This window comes from Marinobacterium zhoushanense, from assembly GCF_014641945.1.
Lineage (GTDB): Bacteria > Pseudomonadota > Gammaproteobacteria > Pseudomonadales > Balneatricaceae > Marinobacterium_D > Marinobacterium_D zhoushanense.
Map to the genome: position 1 here is coordinate 492,266 of NZ_BMIJ01000004.1, position 19,350 is coordinate 511,615.

The 19,350-nt window shown below is 57.2% G+C and carries 24 protein-coding genes; 6 read left to right on the forward strand and 18 right to left on the reverse strand.

Features of this window, described 5'->3' with window-relative positions:
• Window positions 1-41: 41 nt before the first annotated feature.
• From modA to IEX40_RS12015, 4 genes are all read left to right on the forward strand, one after another.
• Window positions 42-803, forward strand: coding sequence for a molybdate ABC transporter substrate-binding protein (gene modA / locus IEX40_RS12000; protein WP_188748509.1), 762 nt, complete (start codon window positions 42-44; stop codon window positions 801-803).
• Between the two features lie 26 nt (window positions 804-829).
• Window positions 830-1,495 carry a molybdate ABC transporter permease subunit gene (gene modB / locus IEX40_RS12005; RefSeq protein ID WP_188748511.1) on the forward strand — a complete coding sequence of 222 codons (666 nt, stop codon included), beginning with the start codon at window positions 830-832 and terminating at the stop codon, window positions 1,493-1,495.
• On the forward strand, window positions 1,492-2,631 hold the full coding sequence (gene modC, locus IEX40_RS12010; protein ID WP_188748513.1) for a molybdenum ABC transporter ATP-binding protein: 1,140 nt from the start codon (window positions 1,492-1,494) through the stop codon (window positions 2,629-2,631). The genes modB and modC overlap by 4 nt, the downstream gene beginning before the upstream one ends.
• Window positions 2,632-2,858: 227 nt before the next feature.
• Window positions 2,859-3,404, forward strand: a complete 546-nt coding sequence (locus IEX40_RS12015; protein ID WP_188748515.1) for a flavodoxin — start codon at window positions 2,859-2,861, stop codon at window positions 3,402-3,404.
• 112 nt (window positions 3,405-3,516) lie between these two features.
• Here IEX40_RS12015 and IEX40_RS12020 read toward each other — a convergent pair whose 3' ends face one another.
• Complete coding sequence (locus IEX40_RS12020) at window positions 3,517-4,464, reverse strand: DMT family transporter (RefSeq protein WP_229680729.1); 948 nt, start codon at window positions 4,462-4,464, stop codon at window positions 3,517-3,519.
• Between the two features lie 128 nt (window positions 4,465-4,592).
• Between IEX40_RS12020 and IEX40_RS12025 the strand changes: the two genes are divergently transcribed.
• Window positions 4,593-5,384, forward strand: coding sequence for an AraC family transcriptional regulator (locus tag IEX40_RS12025; protein ID WP_188748518.1), 792 nt, complete (start codon window positions 4,593-4,595; stop codon window positions 5,382-5,384).
• A 9-nt stretch (window positions 5,385-5,393) separates the two neighbouring features.
• Here IEX40_RS12025 and IEX40_RS12030 read toward each other — a convergent pair whose 3' ends face one another.
• From IEX40_RS12030 to IEX40_RS12055, 6 genes are all read right to left on the reverse strand, one after another.
• Window positions 5,394-6,923, reverse strand: coding sequence for an AAA family ATPase (locus IEX40_RS12030; protein ID WP_188748519.1), 1,530 nt, complete (start codon window positions 6,921-6,923; stop codon window positions 5,394-5,396).
• Between the two features lie 66 nt (window positions 6,924-6,989).
• Complete coding sequence (locus IEX40_RS12035) at window positions 6,990-7,490, reverse strand: DUF4124 domain-containing protein (RefSeq protein WP_188748521.1); 501 nt, start codon at window positions 7,488-7,490, stop codon at window positions 6,990-6,992.
• Window positions 7,491-7,957: 467 nt separating this feature from the next.
• Window positions 7,958-8,248 carry a DUF1330 domain-containing protein gene (locus tag IEX40_RS12040; RefSeq protein WP_188748527.1) on the reverse strand — a complete coding sequence of 97 codons (291 nt, stop codon included), beginning with the start codon at window positions 8,246-8,248 and terminating at the stop codon, window positions 7,958-7,960.
• Between the two features lie 158 nt (window positions 8,249-8,406).
• Window positions 8,407-8,811, reverse strand: coding sequence for a GFA family protein (locus IEX40_RS12045; RefSeq protein WP_188748529.1), 405 nt, complete (start codon window positions 8,809-8,811; stop codon window positions 8,407-8,409).
• A 107-nt stretch (window positions 8,812-8,918) separates the two neighbouring features.
• On the reverse strand, window positions 8,919-9,497 hold the full coding sequence (locus IEX40_RS12050; RefSeq protein ID WP_188748531.1) for a DUF4145 domain-containing protein: 579 nt from the start codon (window positions 9,495-9,497) through the stop codon (window positions 8,919-8,921).
• Window positions 9,498-9,860: 363 nt separating this feature from the next.
• Window positions 9,861-10,307: a hypothetical protein gene (locus tag IEX40_RS12055; protein WP_188748533.1), complete on the reverse strand. Its 447-nt coding sequence runs from the start codon at window positions 10,305-10,307 to the stop codon at window positions 9,861-9,863.
• Window positions 10,308-10,407: 100 nt separating this feature from the next.
• Here IEX40_RS12055 and IEX40_RS12060 point away from each other — a divergent pair, with 100 nt between their 5' ends.
• Window positions 10,408-10,728, forward strand: a complete 321-nt coding sequence (locus tag IEX40_RS12060; protein WP_188748534.1) for a hypothetical protein — start codon at window positions 10,408-10,410, stop codon at window positions 10,726-10,728.
• A gap of 101 nt (window positions 10,729-10,829) precedes the next feature.
• On the opposite strand, the gene clpX is transcribed toward IEX40_RS12060, so the two are convergent.
• From clpX to hexR, 11 genes are all read right to left on the reverse strand, one after another.
• Window positions 10,830-12,137, reverse strand: coding sequence for an ATP-dependent Clp protease ATP-binding subunit ClpX (clpX, locus tag IEX40_RS12065; RefSeq protein WP_188748536.1), 1,308 nt, complete (start codon window positions 12,135-12,137; stop codon window positions 10,830-10,832).
• Complete coding sequence (nifM, locus tag IEX40_RS12070; RefSeq protein WP_188748538.1) at window positions 12,134-13,012, reverse strand: nitrogen fixation protein NifM; 879 nt, start codon at window positions 13,010-13,012, stop codon at window positions 12,134-12,136. Before nifM ends, clpX begins: the two co-directional genes overlap by 4 nt.
• Entirely contained in the window at window positions 12,996-13,481 is a 486-nt protein-coding gene (locus tag IEX40_RS12075) for a nitrogen fixation protein NifZ (protein WP_188748541.1), read from the reverse strand. Before IEX40_RS12075 ends, nifM begins: the two co-directional genes overlap by 17 nt.
• A gap of 4 nt (window positions 13,482-13,485) precedes the next feature.
• Window positions 13,486-13,818 (reverse strand): nitrogenase-stabilizing/protective protein NifW, encoded by a 333-nt coding sequence (gene nifW, locus IEX40_RS12080; RefSeq protein WP_188748542.1) that lies wholly within the window; start codon window positions 13,816-13,818, stop codon window positions 13,486-13,488.
• Window positions 13,819-13,828: 10 nt separating this feature from the next.
• Entirely contained in the window at window positions 13,829-14,353 is a 525-nt protein-coding gene (locus tag IEX40_RS12085; RefSeq protein ID WP_188748545.1) for a hypothetical protein, read from the reverse strand.
• A gap of 4 nt (window positions 14,354-14,357) precedes the next feature.
• Complete coding sequence (gene cysE / locus IEX40_RS12090; RefSeq protein ID WP_188748547.1) at window positions 14,358-15,146, reverse strand: serine O-acetyltransferase; 789 nt, start codon at window positions 15,144-15,146, stop codon at window positions 14,358-14,360.
• A 25-nt stretch (window positions 15,147-15,171) separates the two neighbouring features.
• Window positions 15,172-15,327, reverse strand: a complete 156-nt coding sequence (locus IEX40_RS12095) for a hypothetical protein (protein WP_188748548.1) — start codon at window positions 15,325-15,327, stop codon at window positions 15,172-15,174.
• Entirely contained in the window at window positions 15,311-16,474 is a 1,164-nt protein-coding gene (nifV, locus tag IEX40_RS12100; protein ID WP_188748550.1) for a homocitrate synthase, read from the reverse strand. Before nifV ends, IEX40_RS12095 begins: the two co-directional genes overlap by 17 nt.
• A gap of 289 nt (window positions 16,475-16,763) precedes the next feature.
• Complete coding sequence (locus tag IEX40_RS12105) at window positions 16,764-17,111, reverse strand: hypothetical protein (protein ID WP_188748552.1); 348 nt, start codon at window positions 17,109-17,111, stop codon at window positions 16,764-16,766.
• A gap of 137 nt (window positions 17,112-17,248) precedes the next feature.
• On the reverse strand, window positions 17,249-18,370 hold the full coding sequence (locus IEX40_RS12110) for an enoyl-CoA hydratase/isomerase family protein (RefSeq protein WP_188748554.1): 1,122 nt from the start codon (window positions 18,368-18,370) through the stop codon (window positions 17,249-17,251).
• Between the two features lie 57 nt (window positions 18,371-18,427).
• The gene (hexR, locus tag IEX40_RS12115; RefSeq protein ID WP_188748556.1) at window positions 18,428-19,291 is read right to left on the reverse strand and encodes a transcriptional regulator HexR; all 864 of its coding nucleotides are present in this window, start codon (window positions 19,289-19,291) and stop codon (window positions 18,428-18,430) included.
• Window positions 19,292-19,350 lie beyond the last annotated feature (59 nt).

A 19,350-nucleotide genomic window follows, 5' to 3' on the forward strand; every position in this document is an offset into this window, starting at 1 on the left:
TACCCACAACAGCTAGAGCAGATCAACTTAAGGATGAAGATATGAACAGGTTCACAGGTCGCGTCACAGCTATCGCAACAATCGCCCTCTGCCTGCTGCCACTGGGCGCTCAAACCAGCGCAGCAGAGGTCAAAGCCGCCGTGGCGGCCAACTTCACCGCCGCGGCAAAGGAGATCGCCGCCGAATTTGAACAGCAGAGCGGACATAGCGTCAGCCTGAGTTTCGCCTCCACCGGCAAGCTCTACACCCAGATCGTCAACGGCGCGCCGTTCGATATTTTTCTGTCCGCCGATGCCGCGCGGCCGCGGAAACTGGTCGACTCGGGAGACGCGGTAGCCGACTCGCTGTTCACCTACGCGGTGGGCCAACTGGTGTTGTGGAGCGCCGATGCCGCGCTGATCGACAGCGAAGGTAGCGCCCTGAAACAGAAGACCCTGGAGCGCCTGGCGATCGCCAACCCGAAAACCGCACCCTATGGCGCCGCCGCAATCGAAACCCTGCAACAGCTTGACCTCTGGACCCATTACGAAAGCAGCACCGTGCGTGGTGACAGCATCGCCCAGACCTATCAGATGGCGTATACCGGTGCGGTCCAGGCGGCGCTGGTGGCCCGCGCCCAGATCGCGCTGGACAGCAGCGGCTCCAGCTGGCTGATCCCGGCAGAGCTGTACAGCCCGATCCGCCAGCAGGCGGTACTGCTGAGCCACAGTGCGGATAACGAGGCGGCGAAGGCGCTGATCGCCTACCTGCAGAGTGACAAGGCCCGCAGCATCATCGAACGTTACGGCTACGGTCTGGAGTAATCCGGTCGCCACAAGGAGCAGAGAGTATGACCGAAGCGATACTGCTGACACTGAAGCTGGCCGGACTGACCACGCTGATTCTGCTGCTGATCGGCACACCGCTGGCCTGGTGGCTGGCCCGCAACCGTACCTGGTGGAAGGAGATCATCAACGCCATGGTCGCCCTGCCGCTGGTGCTGCCACCAACGGTGCTGGGCTTCTACCTGCTGCTGGTGATGTCGCCGCAGAGCACGCTGGGCGGATTCCTCAAGCAGACCTTTGGCATCACCCTGCCCTTCACCTTCGAGGGGCTGGTGGTGGGCTCGGTGATCTACTCCCTGCCCTTCGTCGTGCAGCCGATCCGCAACGCCTTCGAAGCGCTTGGCAGTGCGCCGATGGAGGTGGCAGCGACTCTGCGCGCCTCACCGCTGGACCGTTTCCTCACCGTGGCCCTGCCGCTGGCACGGCCCGGTTTTCTCAGCGGCGCTGTGCTGGGCTTTGCCCACACCGTCGGCGAGTTTGGCGTCGTGCTGATGATCGGCGGCAATCTGCCGGGTGAAACCAAGGTGCTGTCGATCGCCATCTACGACCATGTGGAATCATTGGAGTGGACCCAGGCTCACATCCTCTCCGGCGGCATGCTGGCCGGCTCGTTCCTGCTGATATTCGCGATGATGCTGATCGAGAAACGCTGGGGGAGGCTGTCCCGATGAGTACACTCAATGCCCGTTTCCAGGGCAAGATCGGCGACTTCCGCCTCAATGTCGAGTTTGCCATCCCGGCACAAGGGGTCACCGCCCTGTTCGGGCCCTCCGGCTGCGGCAAAACCACCCTGCTGCGCTGTATCGCCGGGCTGACCCGTCTGCCGGGCGCCGAGCTGTCGATGAACGGCGATAGCTGGCAGCAGGGCCGGCACTTCGTGCCGACACACAAGCGCCCGATCGGTTACGTGTTTCAGGAGCCCGGCCTGTTCGCCCACCTCAACGTGATGAAAAACCTGACCTACGGCATGCGACGGGCCGGTGTCAAAACAGAGAACTCCAAAGCGCTTGGCGAGCTGACCGAACTGATGGGCATCGCCCAGTTGCTGCAGCGCCAGGTGCATGCGCTGTCCGGTGGCGAACGGCAGCGCGTGGCGATCGCCCGCGCCCTGCTGATGCGCCCAAAACTGCTGTTGATGGATGAGCCGCTGTCAGCGCTGGACCAGGACAACAAGAACGAAATCCTGCCCTATCTGGAGCAGCTGCACGCCCAACTGGAGATACCGGTCCTCTACGTCACGCACGACCGGCGCGAAGTGGAACGTCTGGCCGACCAGATCTTGCTGCTACGCGGCGGCGAGCTGCTGGCCCAGGGCGAGATCGGCGAGATGCTGACCCGCCCCGACCTGCCCTTCGCCTCCGCCCGGGATGCCGTGACCGTGCTCGATGGCCGGGTACTGCACTTCGACGTGCGCTATGGGCTGAGCACCCTGCAGCTCGACGGCGGGACGCTGGAGGTACCGGATACACTGGGTCCGACCGGCGTCTACAAGCGCCTGCGCATCGCCGCCACCGACGTCAGCCTGGCCCAGAGCCTCGATCACGCCAGCACCATTTTGAACCGCCTCCCGGCGGTGATCTGGAAAATCCTGCCCACCGACGGCCCCAGCCTCAACGTGCTGCTGCGTGTCGGCAATATGGGCGAGGGCAGCGCCCTGCTCGCCAGCGTCACCCGCAAGTCGGTCGAGAGCATGAACCTGCAACCCGGTCAGAGCGTCTATGCCCAGATCAAGGGCGCCTCGCTGCTCGGTTCGCACACCACGCCCCATCCACGTCAGCATCGGATGACGCCGCCGATCAACAGCTGATCTTGCACCGATCCAATGTCGCAAAACGCACAGAAAAGCCGAAAAACAGGCTGTGCGTTTTGCGACAACCGATCTGCGACAACAGGGTTGCCACAACGCCGCGCCCCGCAATTCAAGCCCTTAAGCAATCCCCCTGCCGCTGGTATGGAATTCGCAATAACCCGGTAACACCCGCCCCGCCGGGATCCGCTTAACTGTTGTAGCTGATGACCTGTAAGGAGAACATCATGGCACGTATCGGTCTTTTCTTTGGTAGCGACACCGGCAAAACCCGCAAAGTCGCCAAAATGATCGGCAAGAAGTTCGACGAACAGACAGTGGCCAAGCCGCTCAACGTCAACCGCGCCGACCCGGACGAATTCGCCAGTTACGAATTTCTGATCCTCGCCACCCCGACACTGGGTGAAGGTCTGCTGCCTGGCCTGTCTGCCGACATCGAAGATGAAAGCTGGGAAGAGTTCCTGCCCAAGATCGAGGACAAGGACTTCAGCGGCAAAACCGTCGCTCTGATCGGTCTCGGCGACCAGGTCGGCTATCCGGATGAGTTCGTCGATGCGCTCGGCGAGCTGTACGAATTTTTCTCAGAGCGCGGCGCCAACATCGTCGGCTCCTGGCCCACCGACGGCTATGAGTTCAACCACTCAGAAGCTGTAGGTGAGGATGGCAAGTTTGTCGGTCTGGCACTGGATCTGGATAACCAGTCCAACCTGACAGAAGAGCGCCTGAATGCATGGCTCTCACAAATAGCCGGTGATTTTGACCTCAACGTCTAATCCCGACTGCGTACATCTCTCATCACGTTCCCTATTGCGTGGCGCACCGGATTTCCGGCGCGCCTTTTTTTTGCCCTCTGCGCAGCCGGGAGACTCAGGTTCTATACCCAAATTAATCTCTCAACCACTGCCCCGACCGTGGACGCTTGAGTGACGCAAGCCAGCCATAGCCACTGACCATCACAATACCGGCGATCACCAGCGCCGATCCGAACAGGAAACTGGGCTCAAGTGCCTCACCCAGCAGCCAGGCCCCCAGCACAACGCCGAACAGCGGCGTCATAAAGGAGAGCACGCCGATCTGTGACGCCCGGTAATGACGTAGCAGCCAGAACCAGATCAGGAAACCGACGAACGACACCATGACCGACTGGAACCCGAGGCTGAACAGAGCCTCTGGTGTCGGATTGAAACTGTTCCGCCCCAACAGGACCGCCGCCAGCGACAGCAGCACGAAGGCACCGAGTAACTGATAGAGCAGGGTCTGGTTGGGCGATAGATGCGCCAGACTCGACGAGCGTATCACCACCGTGGTCAGCCCCCAGGAGGCACCCGCCAACAACGCCAACAGATCACCAACCAGCATGGCACTCCGATCCACCGGCAGCTGACCACTCGGCGCAGAATCTCCACCCATAAACGCCAACGCTATCCCGGAAAACGCCAGCGCAATGCCCAGCCACTGCAGCGGCGACAGGCGCTCGGTGTGCACCTTGAAGTGCAGGATGACCGCGGAAAAGATCGGTGAGGTATAGAGGAACACCACCGAGTGCGCGGCGGAGGTGCGCAGCAGCGCCTCGCCCAGCAGCAGATACTCCATCGAGAACAGCACGCCGACCACCACGCCCGGCTTCCAGTTGCCAGCGCCAAATTCGAGCTTCTCACGCCGAACCGCGATATAGGCCGCCACCAACAGCGCGGCGATACCGGAGCGCAGCGCCAACTGCAGGACCGGGGATATATCCGCGCCGGTGCCCTTGAGCAGGACCTGCTGCATACCGATGATCAAACAGAAAAACACCATCAGGCTAAACGCCCGCACGTCCACGGAGCTACGCATATCCACCGGCACTCTCCACACCCAGTTCCCATACTCAATCAAGATCCGCTGCCATTGTGGCTGTGTCAGTTAGGCGAGATATAGCTAGAATATGACAAACGACAGCGAAATCCTGACAGAGGTACACCTTGGCCCTTCCCACCCGGCAACTAGCAGACACCCCCTATACGACCGAGCTGCCCAGCCCGATCTGCTTCCGCACCGCCTGTGTGCCGGCGGATGCCGCCTATCCGGTGCACAGTCACCTCTGGGGGGAGTTCGTCTACACCTTCAGCGGCGTGATGGAGGTCAAGGTGGGTTATCAGCAGTATCTGGTGCCGACCCAATACGGACTCTGGCTACCACCCAACGTGGAGCATCAGGGGCTTAACCGCTACGAAGCCTGCCACTGCTCGCTCTATGTGGCGGAACCGATCAGCCACGTACTGCCCAACACCACCTGCGCGCTGACCGTGACCCCGCTGGTCAGCGCGATGCTGGAGCACCTGAAAGCCAGGGCGCTCACGCCCCCCTACAACGAAGAGGATCAGCGCCTGCTGCAGGTGCTGGTGGATCAACTGGCAATGGCGGAGTGCGTCGGCAGCTATCTGCCCAGCTCCGACGATCCCTTGCTGGCACCGATCCTTGAACAGCTGGACAACTCACCGGGCGACAACGCCACTCTGACCGAGTTGGCCAACCGGGTGCACACCACCGAGCGCACGCTGATCCGGCGCTGCCAACGGGACCTGGGCATGTCACTAGCGGAGTGGCGGCAGCGCCTGCGCGTGATCAAGGCGCTGCCGATGCTGGAAGCGGGCGACAAGGTGGAAAGTATCGCCCTGGACCTGGGCTACGGCAGCTCCTCGGCCTTTATCAACATGTTCCGCCGCTTAATGGGGGTCACGCCGGACGAGTACCGCAAGGGTCTGAACGGCTAATCGAAGCGCTCAATCGACGCTCACCGTGCGCCCCTCAGCCCAGTGACGAAGCGCCGCGATCGATTCGGCGCGCACCACCGATAGTGGCTGGGTCTGTTCGATCTCGCGCAGGATATGCTCGCTCGCAAGCGGTTCACTCTGTGAATGCGCCCAATACCCGGCGGAAACAATCGCCTGCTCGATCTCGGCACCGGCAAACCCCTCCGCCCTGTCCGCCAGCAGCGGCAGATCGAAGCTATCCGGGTTTTGCTCGCGCTTGCGCAGGTGTACGGCGAATATGGCCCGGCGCGCGTCGGTATTGGGCAGATCCACATAGTAGATCTCATCCAGCCGCCCCTTGCGCAGCAGCTCCGGCGGCAACCGCTCGATATCGTTGGCGGTGGCGACGATAAACACCCGGCTGGTTTTCTCCGCCATCCAGGTCAGCAACGTGCCGAGAATCCGGCTGGCGGTGCCGCTGTCGTCGCTACCACCACTGCTGATCCCCTTCTCGATCTCGTCAATCCACAGCACACAGGGCGACAGCATTTCGGCGGATTTCAGCGCCTCGCGCAGGTTACGCTCCGACTCACCGACGTACTTGTTGAACAGCGCGCCAAAGTCCAGTTTCAGCAACGGCACGCCCCAACTGCCGGCGATCGCCTTGGCAGCCATGCTCTTGCCGCAGCCCTGGACCCCGATCAGCATCAGCCCCTTGGGCAGATCAAAACTCTTGGTCCCATCCCCTTCGACAAAGAAGGGTTTGCGCACCTCCAGCCAGGATTTGAGCCGGGCAAAACCGCCGATCTCAGAAAAATCACTGAGATCGAAACTGTAGGTGATCGCCCCACCCCGCGACAGCATCCGGTACTTGGCGTCCATCACCCCCTTGATATCGCTGTGGGTGATCGCGCCATCATCGTAGATCGCACCGCGGATAAAACGCCGTGCATCGGCTTCGGTAAGGCCGATCAAGTTGCGCACCAGCAGCTCTATCGCTTTCGGGTCGCCCTTCAGGCGTTCGTTCTTTTTTAATGCCCAGATCTTGGCTTCCTTCTTGACCAGCGCGGTAATCTGCTCGGCCGACGGCATCGACAGTTCGAAGTGGGTGCACATCCGCTCGATCTCCGCCGGCACCTCGAAGGCATGGCTGACGAACACCAGCACCGTGTTGTTGACGTAGAACTGCTGTGCGATCTCCTTCACCACACGCAGCACCATCGGGTTGCTCAGGTAGCTGTGAAAATCGGGCAGCAGCAGGATGCTGTCGCGTACCTGCTCCTTCACCGCCTTCAGCATCTCCAACGGGTCGGCCATATCCGCCTGATCGGCAGCGCTGCTACGCGATGTATCGAGGCCTTCCACCTGCCATTTGGAGGTATCTGGCGCCTTGTACAGATCCAATCCCTCACCTGCACTCCAGATCCGCAGCGTGCCCAAAGAGTTGTCGTCGGCAGTGGCGCTTTTCAGCAGCTCGACCACCCGCTGCTCATCGTGAGTCTCAATGATGATGATGGGGAAATGGTCCTTCAGTTTGAGCTTGAGGTTATGCAGATCCATGGTCGCGCTAATGTCCTATGCCGAACAGATACTCAAGGGCGATATCAAACGTAACACATCCCCAAACTACTTATAATAACGCCGCTCGAACCCGGCAACGCTAAATCCCTGCATCTTTTCGTTCTGGCCAATCAGGATCAAAGGGTAGCCGGTACCGCCCAGCTTTTTAAACTCCCGCATCCGCCTGGGCAACTTCTCCACATCATACTCGGTGTAAGCGATGCTGTTTTCTTTAAAATATTTCCGCGCTTGTGCACAGTACGGGCACCATGATGTCGCGTACATGACGACATGAGGCTTATCGACTTTATCTTTCGGTGTAGTAGGCGCAGAATCGTTTTTCTCCACATCAGACGATTTAACCACGCTGGCCGGAGTGATGTTGACTGTTTCATGCTCAGCTTCAGCTGGAGGATGATCACTGAAGTGCATAACCCCATTGCTGTCTCGCCACTTGTAAATCTCGGCACTGACCGGCGTTACAGACGAAACGCCAAGAACCGATACCAAAAACACACCACCCAATAATTTCACCGCACCATCCATGACGATATAGAATAATTTCACCTTTACCCCCAAGAAATCATATTAAAAATCTTCTTTGGCGTTTTAGCAGCTCAATCGTACTAAACATTCTCATTGTAAAACCTAACATACGTTTTCTTGAAGTTTTTACTCAACAGTATATTAAGAGCGATCGAGAACGCTGTGACAACCGTGAGCCAGTTCCCGATTATGAGTAGTGCAGTAGAAAGAAAGTCTGGTAGTGCAGCGCCAGCCACGCTTAAGCATATGTTGACTGTTGCCAGAGGTAGGATGCCAATACCCATGCTCAGTAAAATCAGCCGCCAAGCCAACGACCAGCAAAACTGGAAACTGGGCTCTATTTTAAAGGAAGTTGATTTAACTTGATCATCCTTATTCATATTTCATCCTTGATAATCAACGATTATATTTGTGTTGGCTACTGCGAAGCAAAGAAGGAAAAAAGCAGTAGACGTCCAACAACATTTTTTTGAGCTGTACTTTCTGCTCTATTCATTTCTGTACTCTGGTACGAACACAACGAACCCCTCAGTAACTCTATCCCTTAGTTTGGATAACTCTCTACTTTCTTCGGCTTCGTAGAAAGCTTTTGCCCTTTGCTTGCTATCAAACTTATACACAACCATATGAGTATACGGTGAGCCTTCAAGACGTGTTACCGAGGAGCCAACGACCAACTCTCCACCATACTTTTTTAATATCGGTAACGACAGTGAACCAAGCTCGTTTATTCCTTGCTTATCGAGAATGTTGTAGTGATAGATGATATATCCACTCATAAGAACTTCCCTATTTTAGTATGGGTAACTCGGACACATAACGCCCACACTACCGGCGAGCGTAACATCGTGAAGCGAGTCCAGCCCAAATTGCGCTGATTGCAATTTGGGCGTGGTTGGTGTGTTTGTTATGCGCGCCTTGCACATAGTAGAAAATATTATTCAGGGAAGCCATCGTATTTTTTTGATTTAACCCCCTCTTCATACCAACTTGCTCTTTCCGACCAAAATATATTGTCTTGTGGGCCGATGCTAGGTGTTTTGTCTAAGCTGCCAGCAGGTACCACAAGCGCCTTACCGGATTTAGACAAATATGGAACCGGCGAACCGCATTTTCCACAAAATGCGCTGGTTATAGTTCTTCCAGGGACATCATATCTCCGGATATTTTCCTCTCCAGATATCCAAGAAATATTGTCGCTATCGGTAAACAGATTGGATACATGTGCAGAACCCGTTGCTTTTTGGCATTGCGCACAATGGCATAGATGAAATGAATTAAATGCATCATTACATTCAAATTTCACTTCGCCACATAGACAACTACCGCTTACTGAATTCATATTTTTACCTCGGGCCAATGTTCGAATAACGCCGCGCACAGGGGCCGGCAAAAAAGCGCAGCGTTTTGACGGTCCCAGCGACCAACGGGAGCAACTGCTGCGGATTGTTAGCCATTTCTCTGATACTTCTCGAAATGGCGGATTAATTCAACGGCTGCATTTACATAACTCAGTGCCTGCGACTGTGAAATTGAAAGCATTGAGTCCTTTTCGTGCGCCACCTTATTTCTAAGCATTCGCATCTCATGAAGGAGGCTCTCATGCTTTTTGGATAACCGGCCATTTTTACTTAGGGTTTCAATGTTATGCATTGGGGAGCGGTACGAAGGCGAATCCGGTGATATAGCCAACCTAGATACTGCTGATGCAATAGATGTTTCCAGACCTGACCATGCCAGAAGTATTGCAGCAGATGGAGCTCGATCAACTGCATCCATCATTTGTTCTTCTAATGAAGTGAACACAGGACTCTCTACCACCGGTTCTTCTTGCGCAAACTCTATGTGCAACTCCTCGGCCTGTTGTTTTACTTTCTCAAAGTCTAGCTCTAAGTCTTTATATTTCACATGTGCAAGCCGTTGAACTATTTTTGCCAATTCCGCACGAAACATAAATAAGAATGCGATAGCTACCGACGGCCAAGCCAGGTTCGATATTATATCTGCTATAAATTGTTTCCAGTCCATCGGTGTTGTTCTCTTATGATGGCTAACGCCGCACTAAAGGGCCGAGCGTAGCGAGGTCCCAGTGAGCGAAGCGAACGATTTTGAGTGCTTTGTTATGCATTTTTTCTACCGCTCAAGTATTTATAGACATTTAGAAGTAAAGTTAGCACTAATCCAACGACGATACTTACTCCAAAAAACCAGCTCGCCCATAAAGTTGCCAACGACAACCAATTGATAATGCCTTCACAATGGAATTCACATTGAGGATTGTGTGTCCAACCAATGAAGCACATTACTAGGCTTATGATTAAGCCGAGTATCGTACTAATCTTGAATTCCTTCACCATTACTTTGACTTCACCTTAATTGCATAACAGCGTATTAGGCATCACAAGACTTCTTTTCTTGAGATGCACATGGCTTTAAAAAGGGCCTAATTGCTTCTTTGGGTGATAATTTTGTCAACATTCCTTTCCACGCACCACCAATTCCCACTGCATGAACCCACTTCCCCAAGATATAATCACCGTCCCTTATTCCTTTAAACCTTATATCTTGAGATTTATCGCTACCCATTTCTGTCCTATGAATTACAAAACTGTATGTACTATTGGACAAACCTCCCGAAATAGATCCTTCATACTCGAAGCCATTACTTACTAGCCCACTTATCTGTTCATTCTGTATATTCATTTGAAAATACAATGGCGAAAGTTCAACACCGTCATCAAAGGAATATGTAATTACCCAATTTTCTTCCCTCTCATCACCAAAAGCTGTAATAGAACAGAACAGCATTAGTAACAATATGGTTATTTTCTTGCGCATATTATTTTAAGCATCTCCCTGCCTAACAGCGTATTAGACGTCCCGTGCAAGCTTTGTTACCTTGCAAGGTCCAAATATCTTCCAAGGACAGGAGGAGTCGATGTACCAGAGAAGCCGCAAGTATCAGCAAAAGATTACGCAAAACGCTAAGGCGAAAGCGGAGAGGGAACGAAGAAGAATTGAAGGTCATCATCCTGATTATCCGCCTGAATTGCCTGAACTTCGCAGGAAACTTGTAATTACGGACTACGATACGGGTACTCCTGTTACCCATCAGTTCGAACTATATCGCAGCAATCGTATCGATTGCTATAACGTTTGGGTGGACGGCAGACTGTGGAAAGAGCGCATTGGCTGGAGCAAGGTGCTTGAAGGTTTGCGCAAGGCGATGCCTAGAGCACGCATCGACTGGTGGAACTGAGCTACCTATTCGATAGGTCTCGATAGGGAATACACCAGTGCGCCTGTCATTGGCAGGCGCACTGCTCCTTGGCCATCGGATAGTCGATCAGTATCGCCAAGTTACTGAGCACGGCTTTTCACGCCAGCCTCCGCCTGCTCCTCGACCACGCTCTCCTCGCTCTCGCCCAGGATCTCCCGCACGATCAGCTCGCTGGCATCGTCGACCTGTTCGCGGTCGACCACCGCTTTCTTGAGCTGCGGGTTGGAGGGCATTTCGTACATGGTGCGGCGCAGGACCGACTCCATGATCGAGCGCAGGCCGCGGGCGCCGGTACCGCGGTCGCAGGCCAGCTGGGCGATGCGCTGCAGCGCCTCTTCGGTGAAGCTGAGTTCGACGCCCTGGTAGGCAAACAGCTGGCTGTACTGCCTGACCAGGGAGTTTTTCGGCTCGGTCAGTACCCGTATCAGCGCGTCGGCGTCCAGCTCATGCAGGAAGGTGATCACCGGAAAGCGGCCGATGAATTCGGGGATCAGGCCGAAGCCCTGCAGGTCGTCCGGCTGCAGCGCGGCGAGCAGCTGGTCGTGGGTGTGCTGGGGGTCTTCGACGAAGGCGGCCTGGAAGCCGATGCCCCCCTTCTGCGGGCGCAGGCGTTTGCGCACCAGATCCTCGAGGCCGGGGAAGGCGCCGCCGACGATGAACAGGATATTGGTGGTGTCGATGATCTCGTCGCCGCCTTCATGGCGGCGGCCGCTCTTGGGCAGTTTGACCTCGTTGCCCTCGACCATCTTCAGCAGTGCCTGCTGCACCCCTTCGCCGGAGACGTCACGGGTGTTGGTCGCGCCCATCCCCTTGCTGGCCAGCTTATCCACCTCGTCGATGTAGACGATGCCCCACTGGGCGCGCTGTACATCGCCGTCGGCAGCATCGACCAAACGGCGCAGGATGGTGTCCACGTCATCACCGACATAGCCGGCCTGGGTCAGGGTGGTGGCGTCGGCGACCACGAAAGGCACGCCGATAACCCGGGCCAGGCTTTTCACCAGCAGCGTCTTGCCGGTGCCGGAAGGACCGGCCATCAGCACGTTGGACTTCTCCAGCTCCACCGCCTGATCGGCGTCGTGCAGGCTGCCGCTCTGGCCCATATTGATCAGCCGCTGGTAGTGGTTATAGACCGCCACCGCGAGGATCTCCTTGGCGCCGTCCTGGCCGATCACGTACTCGTCCAGATGCGCCTTGATCTCTTTCGGCACCCGCAGGGTTTCAGCGAGCTCGGCACGCTTGGCGCTCTGCCCCCAGCTGTTGACGACCTGGTGGGCCAGTTCGACACAGGCTGAACAGATATAGCCGTCGTTACCGGAGATGAGTGGCGTTTCCGCCGACTGTTCGACACCGCAGAATGAGCAGTTGAGCTTGGATTTGTCTGTCATGCGTTCACCACTTGTGCAGGTGCATTAAGGCGATGGAGCTGTTCCGCGATCCACTGACGCTGGAACTGAGCGCGCTGACGCTCTTCGAGGCTCTGCCGCAACTTGGGGAGTATTTCGCCCAGGGGGACCTGACGGGGCTGTTCGATCTCGCCGCAGTAGAGCAGATGGAAACCGAGCTCCGAACGCACCGGGGCGCTGATCTCTCCACTGGCCATGTTGAACAGCACCTCGTCCAGTTCGGTAAACAGCTTGCCGCGCTCCACCTTGCCGACGAGACCACCGTGCAGGGCGGTGGGGCATTCGGAGTGCTTCTGCGCCTGCTCCTCGAAACGGCCCGGCTTCTTCAGCAAGCGGCTGCGGATCTGTTCGATACGCTGCAGTGCCAACGCTTCGGTATTCTCGGCGTAGTCCTCGTTGACGGTGACGAGGATATGGCGCACCTCACGCTTCTCGCTGACCGCGAAGCGCTCGGGATGCAGGTAGTAGAACAGCTCGGCGTCGGCTTCACTGACCTGCACCTGACCGACACAGACCCGCTCAAGCACCGCCTCGACCTGCAGTTCGCGCCGCAGACCATCCTTGAGCAGCTGCATATTCAGCTCTGCCTGCTCCAGCGCCTGCAGGAATGCCTCTTCGTTCTGGAAGCGGCCCTTGATCTCGGCGATCGCGGCGCTCACCTGCCCCTCCGGTACCACGATACCGGTGTTCTCTTCCGAGTAGAGGATGGCGCTTTCGATATTCAGCTGGTGGGCCACGCGGGCCGCTGCCTCTTTCTCCCGCTCACCAGTCAGTTCGGCCGGTGAACAGCCATACTGACTCCAGGCCAGCTTGAACAGCGCATACACCGCATGGGGATTGTCAGTGTTGTATTTCATCGGCCTGCTCCTGCGTAGTGACAGAATCGAGAGAGGCAGCATCAAGCGCCCGCTCGGGGAGCATGATGTTGCAGCCGTTGATGTAGAGGTTGTAGAAGATCTCGTCCTCATCCTCTTCGCGCAGCACGTTCTCGATCTCGCCGATATCACCCTTGCGGGCGATCACCTCGCCATCGAGCTGCAGCGCGCATCGGGCCTGCACCTTGTCACGAAACTCGAAGCGGTTTTGAATCCACTTCTGCGCCACCGGGATCAGCTCCTCCTCACGACAGCCGACCGTTTTACCGGCATCGATAAAGTGGACGCGATAGATCAACTGGTCCTGCAGATAGGTGCCGACATCGTAGACGACACCCGTGGCGCCGCGCTGGATCAGCAGCTCGCCCACCTCTGTACCCGGGTAAGTGCCGTCGTTGCGTACGTTGCGGGTCAAGCGTACTTCGTCGCCGTACTCATACCTCGGTTTCATAGGCTCAGGACTCCAGCAGCTGGTCCAGTGGAACGAAGGTGGTCTGCGGACCATGCATGTGGAACACCTTGAACACCTTCTCGGTCAGCGCATCGGACTCGACGAAGTCCTGATAGGCCTGGGTCAGCATCTGCTTGTACGCCTCTTTCAGCGTCGACTCCTGATCGGGCAGGGTTCCCGCCTTCTCGGCTTGCTGCAGATAGTCGTGGTAGCGCTGCATGATATGCAGGCGGTTGATCATCACCACCTTGGCATCGAACTCGATCTCGAAATAATCGAGAAACTCTTCCGCTGAGCTCAGTTCTTCCAGATCTTCAATAAACTCGAAGTCGCTCATATGTTTCCCCTCACGCAGTCATGCGCTGTTTCAGTGTGTAGATACCCATGTGGTTGTAGGCGACTTCCAGCAGCATCGTCACGTTGAGCCGGTCAGCCGTATCCAGCTGCTGTACCTTCTCCAAACGCTCGACGCCGGCTTCGATCTCGCCCATACGCAGCAGCAGATACCCCGCGCCCTTAAGCGCCAGCAGGTAGAAGCGCACCATGCTGAACGACTGCACCATGCCGTGAGCCAGGATCTCCAGCGTCATCTGGCGCCAGTGCCCGCGATAGCCGAACAGTCGGCCTGAGATCGCAATCGCGCACTCGGCCACGCTCAACGCATCCGCATAGCGGTGCTGGTAGTAGTAGAAGCGGTACAGGGCCACGTGCACCATCAGGTTGTCCGGCGCCAGCGCATGAGCTTCCTGCAGATAGGGTTCAGCCTCGCCATCGCCATAGGCCTCGGCGGCCTGTTCGAGCAGCGCCAGTACGCGTGGCTCCGGTGGCGACTCGAAATAGAGATCGTTGACGTCGAAATCATGCAGGTCCATCGCGCTATCCCCTGGAAAAATGCTGTTTGCCACCGGCACAGTCGACTTCGCAGATCTCGCTCGACGGTGTGCAGCTATTGTAGAAACTGGCCTGGTAATCGGGCTCGAGGCGCCCCTGGGCTTCGAGACGGGACTCAAGCTTGTCGATGCGCTCCAGCAGGCAGCTGATGGCGCGCCCCACCGGATCAGGAATCAGATGGTGGTTCAGGTTGATGCCGTACTCGCCACTGGTGACCGGCTGGTCGGACACGATCCGCCCGGGAATGCCGACCACGGTGCCGCCGGCGGGTACATCCTGCACCACCACCGAGTTGGCCCCAACCCGGGCGTCGCTGGCGACGGTGATCGGCCCCAGCACCTTGGCCCCTGCCCCAACCAGCACCCGGTCGCCGAGCGTCGGATGGCGCTTGCCTTTGTTCCAGCTGGTGCCGCCCAGCGTGACACCGTGATACAGGGTGACATCGTCACCGATCACCGCGGTTTCCCCGATCACCACGCCGGCACCGTGGTCGATGAACAGGCGCGCGCCGACGCTGGCACCGGGATGAATATCCACGTTGGTCAGCAGGCGGACCAGGTAGGCGATCAGCCGCGCACTATAGCGCCAGTTCGCCCGCCACAGCCGGTGCGATACCCGGTGCATCAGTACCGCATGCACCCCCGGATAGGTGGTCAGTACCTCGACCCAATTACGCGCCGCCGGGTCGCGCTTGAATACACAGCGCACATCCTCTTTCCACGCGGCCAGCAGCCCGCGCTTTTCGGCCCCCTGGGTTGTGACACTTGCATTCATGGCAACGCTCCTTGAGATTGTCCGCTTATTTACCGGGGCAGCGGGTCATCGGCCGGGCGACTGGCACTCCACGCCCCATAACGAACCCGGTCAAGACCAGGTGTCGCTTCATGGCCGCCGCATGCTGGTCTTCCGCTTGCAGACGTTTTTGCTCTTCGTTGCGTTCAGTTTCCGGCTTCATAATGAAGACCTCCATCAGCATTGAGGATATTGAGGTGGAACTGCTGCAGCTCCATCAATGAGGGGCTGCGTTTGGTTTGGGTAACGAAGTGGCGGATCGGCTCGAGTATCATCGCCGCCTCGGCGCGACTGAGTTCGATACCGATACCGGCGAAGGCGTGGATCACGCCCTGAGTGCCGGAATGCTTGCCCAGCACCAGCTCGTGCTTGCGCCCCAGCAGCAGGGGATCGAGCCCCTGATAGTTGCGAAAATCTTTCAGCAGGCCATCGGTGTGGATGCCGGACTCATGGGTGAAAACATGGCTGCCGACCACGCTTTTCTGGCAGTGCACGGCCCGTCCGGAGGCGGACTCCACCAGCGCCGAAAGGCTCGGCAACTGGGCGATATCCACGCCGGTATCGATGCCGTACAGCTGCTTCAGCCCGACTACCGACTCTTCAAGCGCGGCATTGCCGGCACGTTCGCCAAGACCGTTGACGGTGGTGTTGATATGGGTAGCGCCGCCGATCACCGCGGCCAGGGTGTTGGCGGTAGCGAGGCCGAGATCGTCATGGGCATGCATCTCGATCTCGATGTCGCTGCCGCTGCGCAGCTGCTGCATCTGCGCCAGGACCGAGAAGGGTTCGAGAATACCGAGAGTATCGGCGTAACGGATACGGCGGGCACCGGCGCGCTCGGCGCTCTCCAGTATCCGCTGCAGGAAATCGAGGTCAGCGCGGGAGGCATCTTCACAACCGACACAGACTTCGAAACCAAGATCCACCGCCTTGCGCACCTGCTGATCGATCTGGTTCAGTACCCAGCCCCGGTCGCGGCGCAGCTTGTGTGTGATCTGCTGGTCGGATGCCGCAATCGACAGGTCAACCAGGTCGACACCGGTTCCCACGGCAGAGATCAGGTCGTTGTCACACATACGACACCAGGCCATCAGCCTGGCACCGAGCCCCTGGCTGGCGATGGCTCGCATCACATCACGCTCGGCCTCGCCCATCGCCGGGATACCGATCTCCAGCTCGCCAACACCTGCCGCTGCCAACGCTGCGGCAATATGCAGCTTCTCCTCGGCATTGAACGCCACTCCGGCGGTCTGTTCACCGTCGCGCAGCGTTGTATCGTTGATTACGACCTGGCGTTGTGCAGCTGTCATCTGATTACTCCCGCAAGCCAATGGAATCGACTCTGGATTCAGTGTTCAGGGAGACAGCTGCAAACTGCGTTCCACGAAAATTTTATATGATTTTCATAAGGTTAAATAAATCTGGAAGGACTACAAACACTGACAAAGAAACAAAACGACAGCTTTTGTAGCAAAACAGACAGCGGGGAGAAGCCTCAAATCGTAGCTCGGTATTACCGGCTATTCGATTTCAATTGCGGACTGAAAGGCGGTGTCAGACGGCAGGGCCTCACCCGTGAATTGGGATCGGCCCTGTAACTCAGCGCTTGCGGCGGTCGATATCGCGCAACAGGCCGCTGATATCCAGATCGGCCGCTTCGGCCAGGGCTGCGATATCCTTCGGTGGACTGGGCGGCATGCCACCCACGGCACGCATCGGCTGCTGCTGTTTACGGCTCTGCTCTGCTGCCTGGCGTTTAGCCCGCAGATCCTCTTCCTGCTTTTTACGACGCAGTGCTTCCTGCTGCCGTTTAAGCTTCAGCTCTTCAGCCCGGCGCTTTTTATCCTCGGCTTTTTTAATGACCAGTTTAATGACCAGTTGATTTATCTCTTCCAACTGCTCAAGTGAAAACTGCTGTAGATAAGCGGTAATATCGTCTTCGTTCATATTGGAGTGCTGAAATATAGCGAACAGGCGATGAGAATATCGCCCGAAGTCAGATTGGGATTAGTGTATCCACTTGCAGCCTAACACTGAAGTATTTATTGCTGAAATATAAAATCTTAAATATCGAAACGATCGTCTCATACAGGAACACCCGGCGGCATTGGCAGCTCACGCATCGGGTTGGTCGGCCATAGGGGCTCGAAGAACTGATCCACGCAGGCCTGATCCACCTCGACCACCGAGCGGTAGCTCCACTCAGGCTTGCGATCCTTGTCTACCAACAGGGCACGCACCCCTTCGGGAAATTCCGCATGCAAGCCACACTGCACCGCCAGGTTCAACTCGGCGGCGAAGCACTCGCGCAGCGACAGCTGACGGCAGATCCGCAGTTGCCGTTCAATAATCCAGATAGAGAGCGGACTGCCTTGACGCACCGCTGTTTGAGCGCGTTCGATCCAGTTATCGTTGCTCTCGGTGGCCAGCAGCGCACCGACAATCTCCGGCACATTGTCGTGATCGGTGATCGCCTGGATCAGGTCGTAGTGATCCCGGATCGGCGAGTGGGGATTCAGCATCGGCTCGGATACCGTTTCCAGACCACGTACGATTTCGGAGACAACGGAGTTGGCGCTCAAGCCACTCCAGTTCGCTGCCTTCAGTGCCGCCAACATCTCGCCATAACGGGAGTGTTCAATAAACCGGTCGGCCAAGCCAAGATAGAGCGCATCGGCCGGATTGATCGGGTTACCGGTTAACGCCAAAAACAGACCCGTACGCCCCGGCAGCCGGTTAAGAAACCAACTGCCCCCCACGTCCGGGAACAGACCGATGGTTACCTCGGGCATGGAAAGTGCCGAGCGCTCGGTCACCACCCGCACACCACATCCATTCATCAACCCCATACCGCCGCCCATTACGATGCCGTCAGCCCAACAGATAAGGGGTTTGGGGAACTGGTGCAGCTGATAATCAAGACGATACTCGGCTTCGAAATAGCGCTGTGGCGCCTCCCTGTCACCCGCTTTGATCCGGTGGTATAAACTGACCACATCGCCACCGGCACAGAAGGCTTTCTCGCCCGCGCCGCTTAGTACCACTGCACATACCCGCTCGTCGGCTGCCCAGGCATCGAGCGCCGGACTCAGCAGTTCGATCATCTCCAGGGTCAGTGCGTTCAGAGCGCGCTCTGCGTTCAGCACCACCTCGATCAGCTGATGGCCATCGGTCGTGTCGTGGGTATTGAACAGCACTGCGGACATTAGCAACTCCTTCTATATTTAGCCGATGAATGTGCACACGCATCGCGGTCGATCTGCTCAGTCGCTCCCATCAACCGGATAGCGCGTTTCCTTCAAAGACTCCTTGATCCGGCGCAGATGGGGCAAAAAGTGCGGACCGCGGCGCAGGGTCACGCCGGTGGCCAGGATATCGACCACGACCAGGTGCACGATGCGGGACAGCATCGGCATGTAGATATCGGTATCCTCGGGCTCCTGCACGCCGAGCACAGCGGTGCAGTGCCTGGTCAATGGCGAACCGGGGTTGGTGATGCCGACCACCGTTGCCCCACTGTCGCGGGCAATCTTGGCAATATCCACCAGTTCGCGGGTACGGCCGGTATTGGAAAATATCACGATAACATCGCGCGTACCGGAGGCAGCGGCCGCCATGCGCTGCATCAGCACGTCGTCGTACGCCACCACCGGGATGTTGAAGCGGAAGAACTTGTGCTGGGCATCCTGGGCGACGGAACCGCAGGCGCCCAAACCGAAAAACAGGATCTGTTTGGCCTGGATCAGCTGATCCACGGCGAGATCGATATCGGCGGGGTTTAACCCCTCCTTGGCCAGCGCCAGGCTTGCCATCGTCGCATCGAATATCTTCGGTGTATAGCGTTCGGCGGTGTCATCCGGTTCGACGCTGCGTGTGACATAGGGCACCCCACTGGCCAGTGACTGTGCCAAATGGAGCTTGAAGTCCGGAAAGCCTGCAGTATTGAAACGCTTGCAGAAACGGTTGACGGTAGGTTCGCTGACCTGGGCCTGTTTGGCCAGCACCGCGATCGAGGCACGGGTCGCTGCCTGGGGATCGGACAGAATCACCTGCGCCACTTTTCGCTCGGAGCGGTTGAGTGTGTCGAGTGCGCTATTAATTTCCTGAACAAGGTTAAAGGTTGTCATGCGTTTCCTTGCCAGCAAGAGACAAAAAACTATAAGTGTTTTAAAGCACCTAACTATAA

Excerpts from the sequence above, each read along its gene's own strand:
- IEX40_RS12030 (WP_188748519.1), bottom strand. The coding sequence starts at position 6,923 with ATGGATCTGCATAACCTCAAGCTCAAACTGAAGGACCATTTCCCCATC.
- clpX (WP_188748536.1), bottom strand. The coding sequence starts at position 12,137 with ATGACAGACAAATCCAAGCTCAACTGCTCATTCTGCGGTGTCGAACAG.
- cysE (WP_188748547.1), bottom strand. The coding sequence starts at position 15,146 with ATGAATGCAAGTGTCACAACCCAGGGGGCCGAAAAGCGCGGGCTGCTG.
- IEX40_RS12055 (WP_188748533.1), bottom strand. The coding sequence starts at position 10,307 with ATGCGCAAGAAAATAACCATATTGTTACTAATGCTGTTCTGTTCTATT.
- IEX40_RS12095 (WP_188748548.1), bottom strand. The coding sequence starts at position 15,327 with ATGAAGCCGGAAACTGAACGCAACGAAGAGCAAAAACGTCTGCAAGCG.
- IEX40_RS12015 (WP_188748515.1), top strand. The coding sequence starts at position 2,859 with ATGGCACGTATCGGTCTTTTCTTTGGTAGCGACACCGGCAAAACCCGC.
- modC (WP_188748513.1), top strand. The coding sequence starts at position 1,492 with ATGAGTACACTCAATGCCCGTTTCCAGGGCAAGATCGGCGACTTCCGC.
- modB (WP_188748511.1), top strand. The coding sequence starts at position 830 with ATGACCGAAGCGATACTGCTGACACTGAAGCTGGCCGGACTGACCACG.
- nifM (WP_188748538.1), bottom strand. The coding sequence starts at position 13,012 with ATGAAATACAACACTGACAATCCCCATGCGGTGTATGCGCTGTTCAAG.
- modA (WP_188748509.1), top strand. The coding sequence starts at position 42 with ATGAACAGGTTCACAGGTCGCGTCACAGCTATCGCAACAATCGCCCTC.
- IEX40_RS12060 (WP_188748534.1), top strand. The coding sequence starts at position 10,408 with ATGTACCAGAGAAGCCGCAAGTATCAGCAAAAGATTACGCAAAACGCT.
- hexR (WP_188748556.1), bottom strand. The coding sequence starts at position 19,291 with ATGACAACCTTTAACCTTGTTCAGGAAATTAATAGCGCACTCGACACA.
- IEX40_RS12075 (WP_188748541.1), bottom strand. The coding sequence starts at position 13,481 with ATGAAACCGAGGTATGAGTACGGCGACGAAGTACGCTTGACCCGCAAC.
- IEX40_RS12045 (WP_188748529.1), bottom strand. The coding sequence starts at position 8,811 with ATGAATTCAGTAAGCGGTAGTTGTCTATGTGGCGAAGTGAAATTTGAA.
- nifW (WP_188748542.1), bottom strand. The coding sequence starts at position 13,818 with ATGAGCGACTTCGAGTTTATTGAAGATCTGGAAGAACTGAGCTCAGCG.
- nifV (WP_188748550.1), bottom strand. The coding sequence starts at position 16,474 with ATGACAGCTGCACAACGCCAGGTCGTAATCAACGATACAACGCTGCGC.
- IEX40_RS12020 (WP_229680729.1), bottom strand. The coding sequence starts at position 4,464 with ATGCGTAGCTCCGTGGACGTGCGGGCGTTTAGCCTGATGGTGTTTTTC.
- IEX40_RS12050 (WP_188748531.1), bottom strand. The coding sequence starts at position 9,497 with ATGGACTGGAAACAATTTATAGCAGATATAATATCGAACCTGGCTTGG.
- IEX40_RS12110 (WP_188748554.1), bottom strand. The coding sequence starts at position 18,370 with ATGTCCGCAGTGCTGTTCAATACCCACGACACGACCGATGGCCATCAG.
- IEX40_RS12105 (WP_188748552.1), bottom strand. The coding sequence starts at position 17,111 with ATGAACGAAGACGATATTACCGCTTATCTACAGCAGTTTTCACTTGAG.
- IEX40_RS12085 (WP_188748545.1), bottom strand. The coding sequence starts at position 14,353 with ATGGACCTGCATGATTTCGACGTCAACGATCTCTATTTCGAGTCGCCA.
- IEX40_RS12040 (WP_188748527.1), bottom strand. The coding sequence starts at position 8,248 with ATGAGTGGATATATCATCTATCACTACAACATTCTCGATAAGCAAGGA.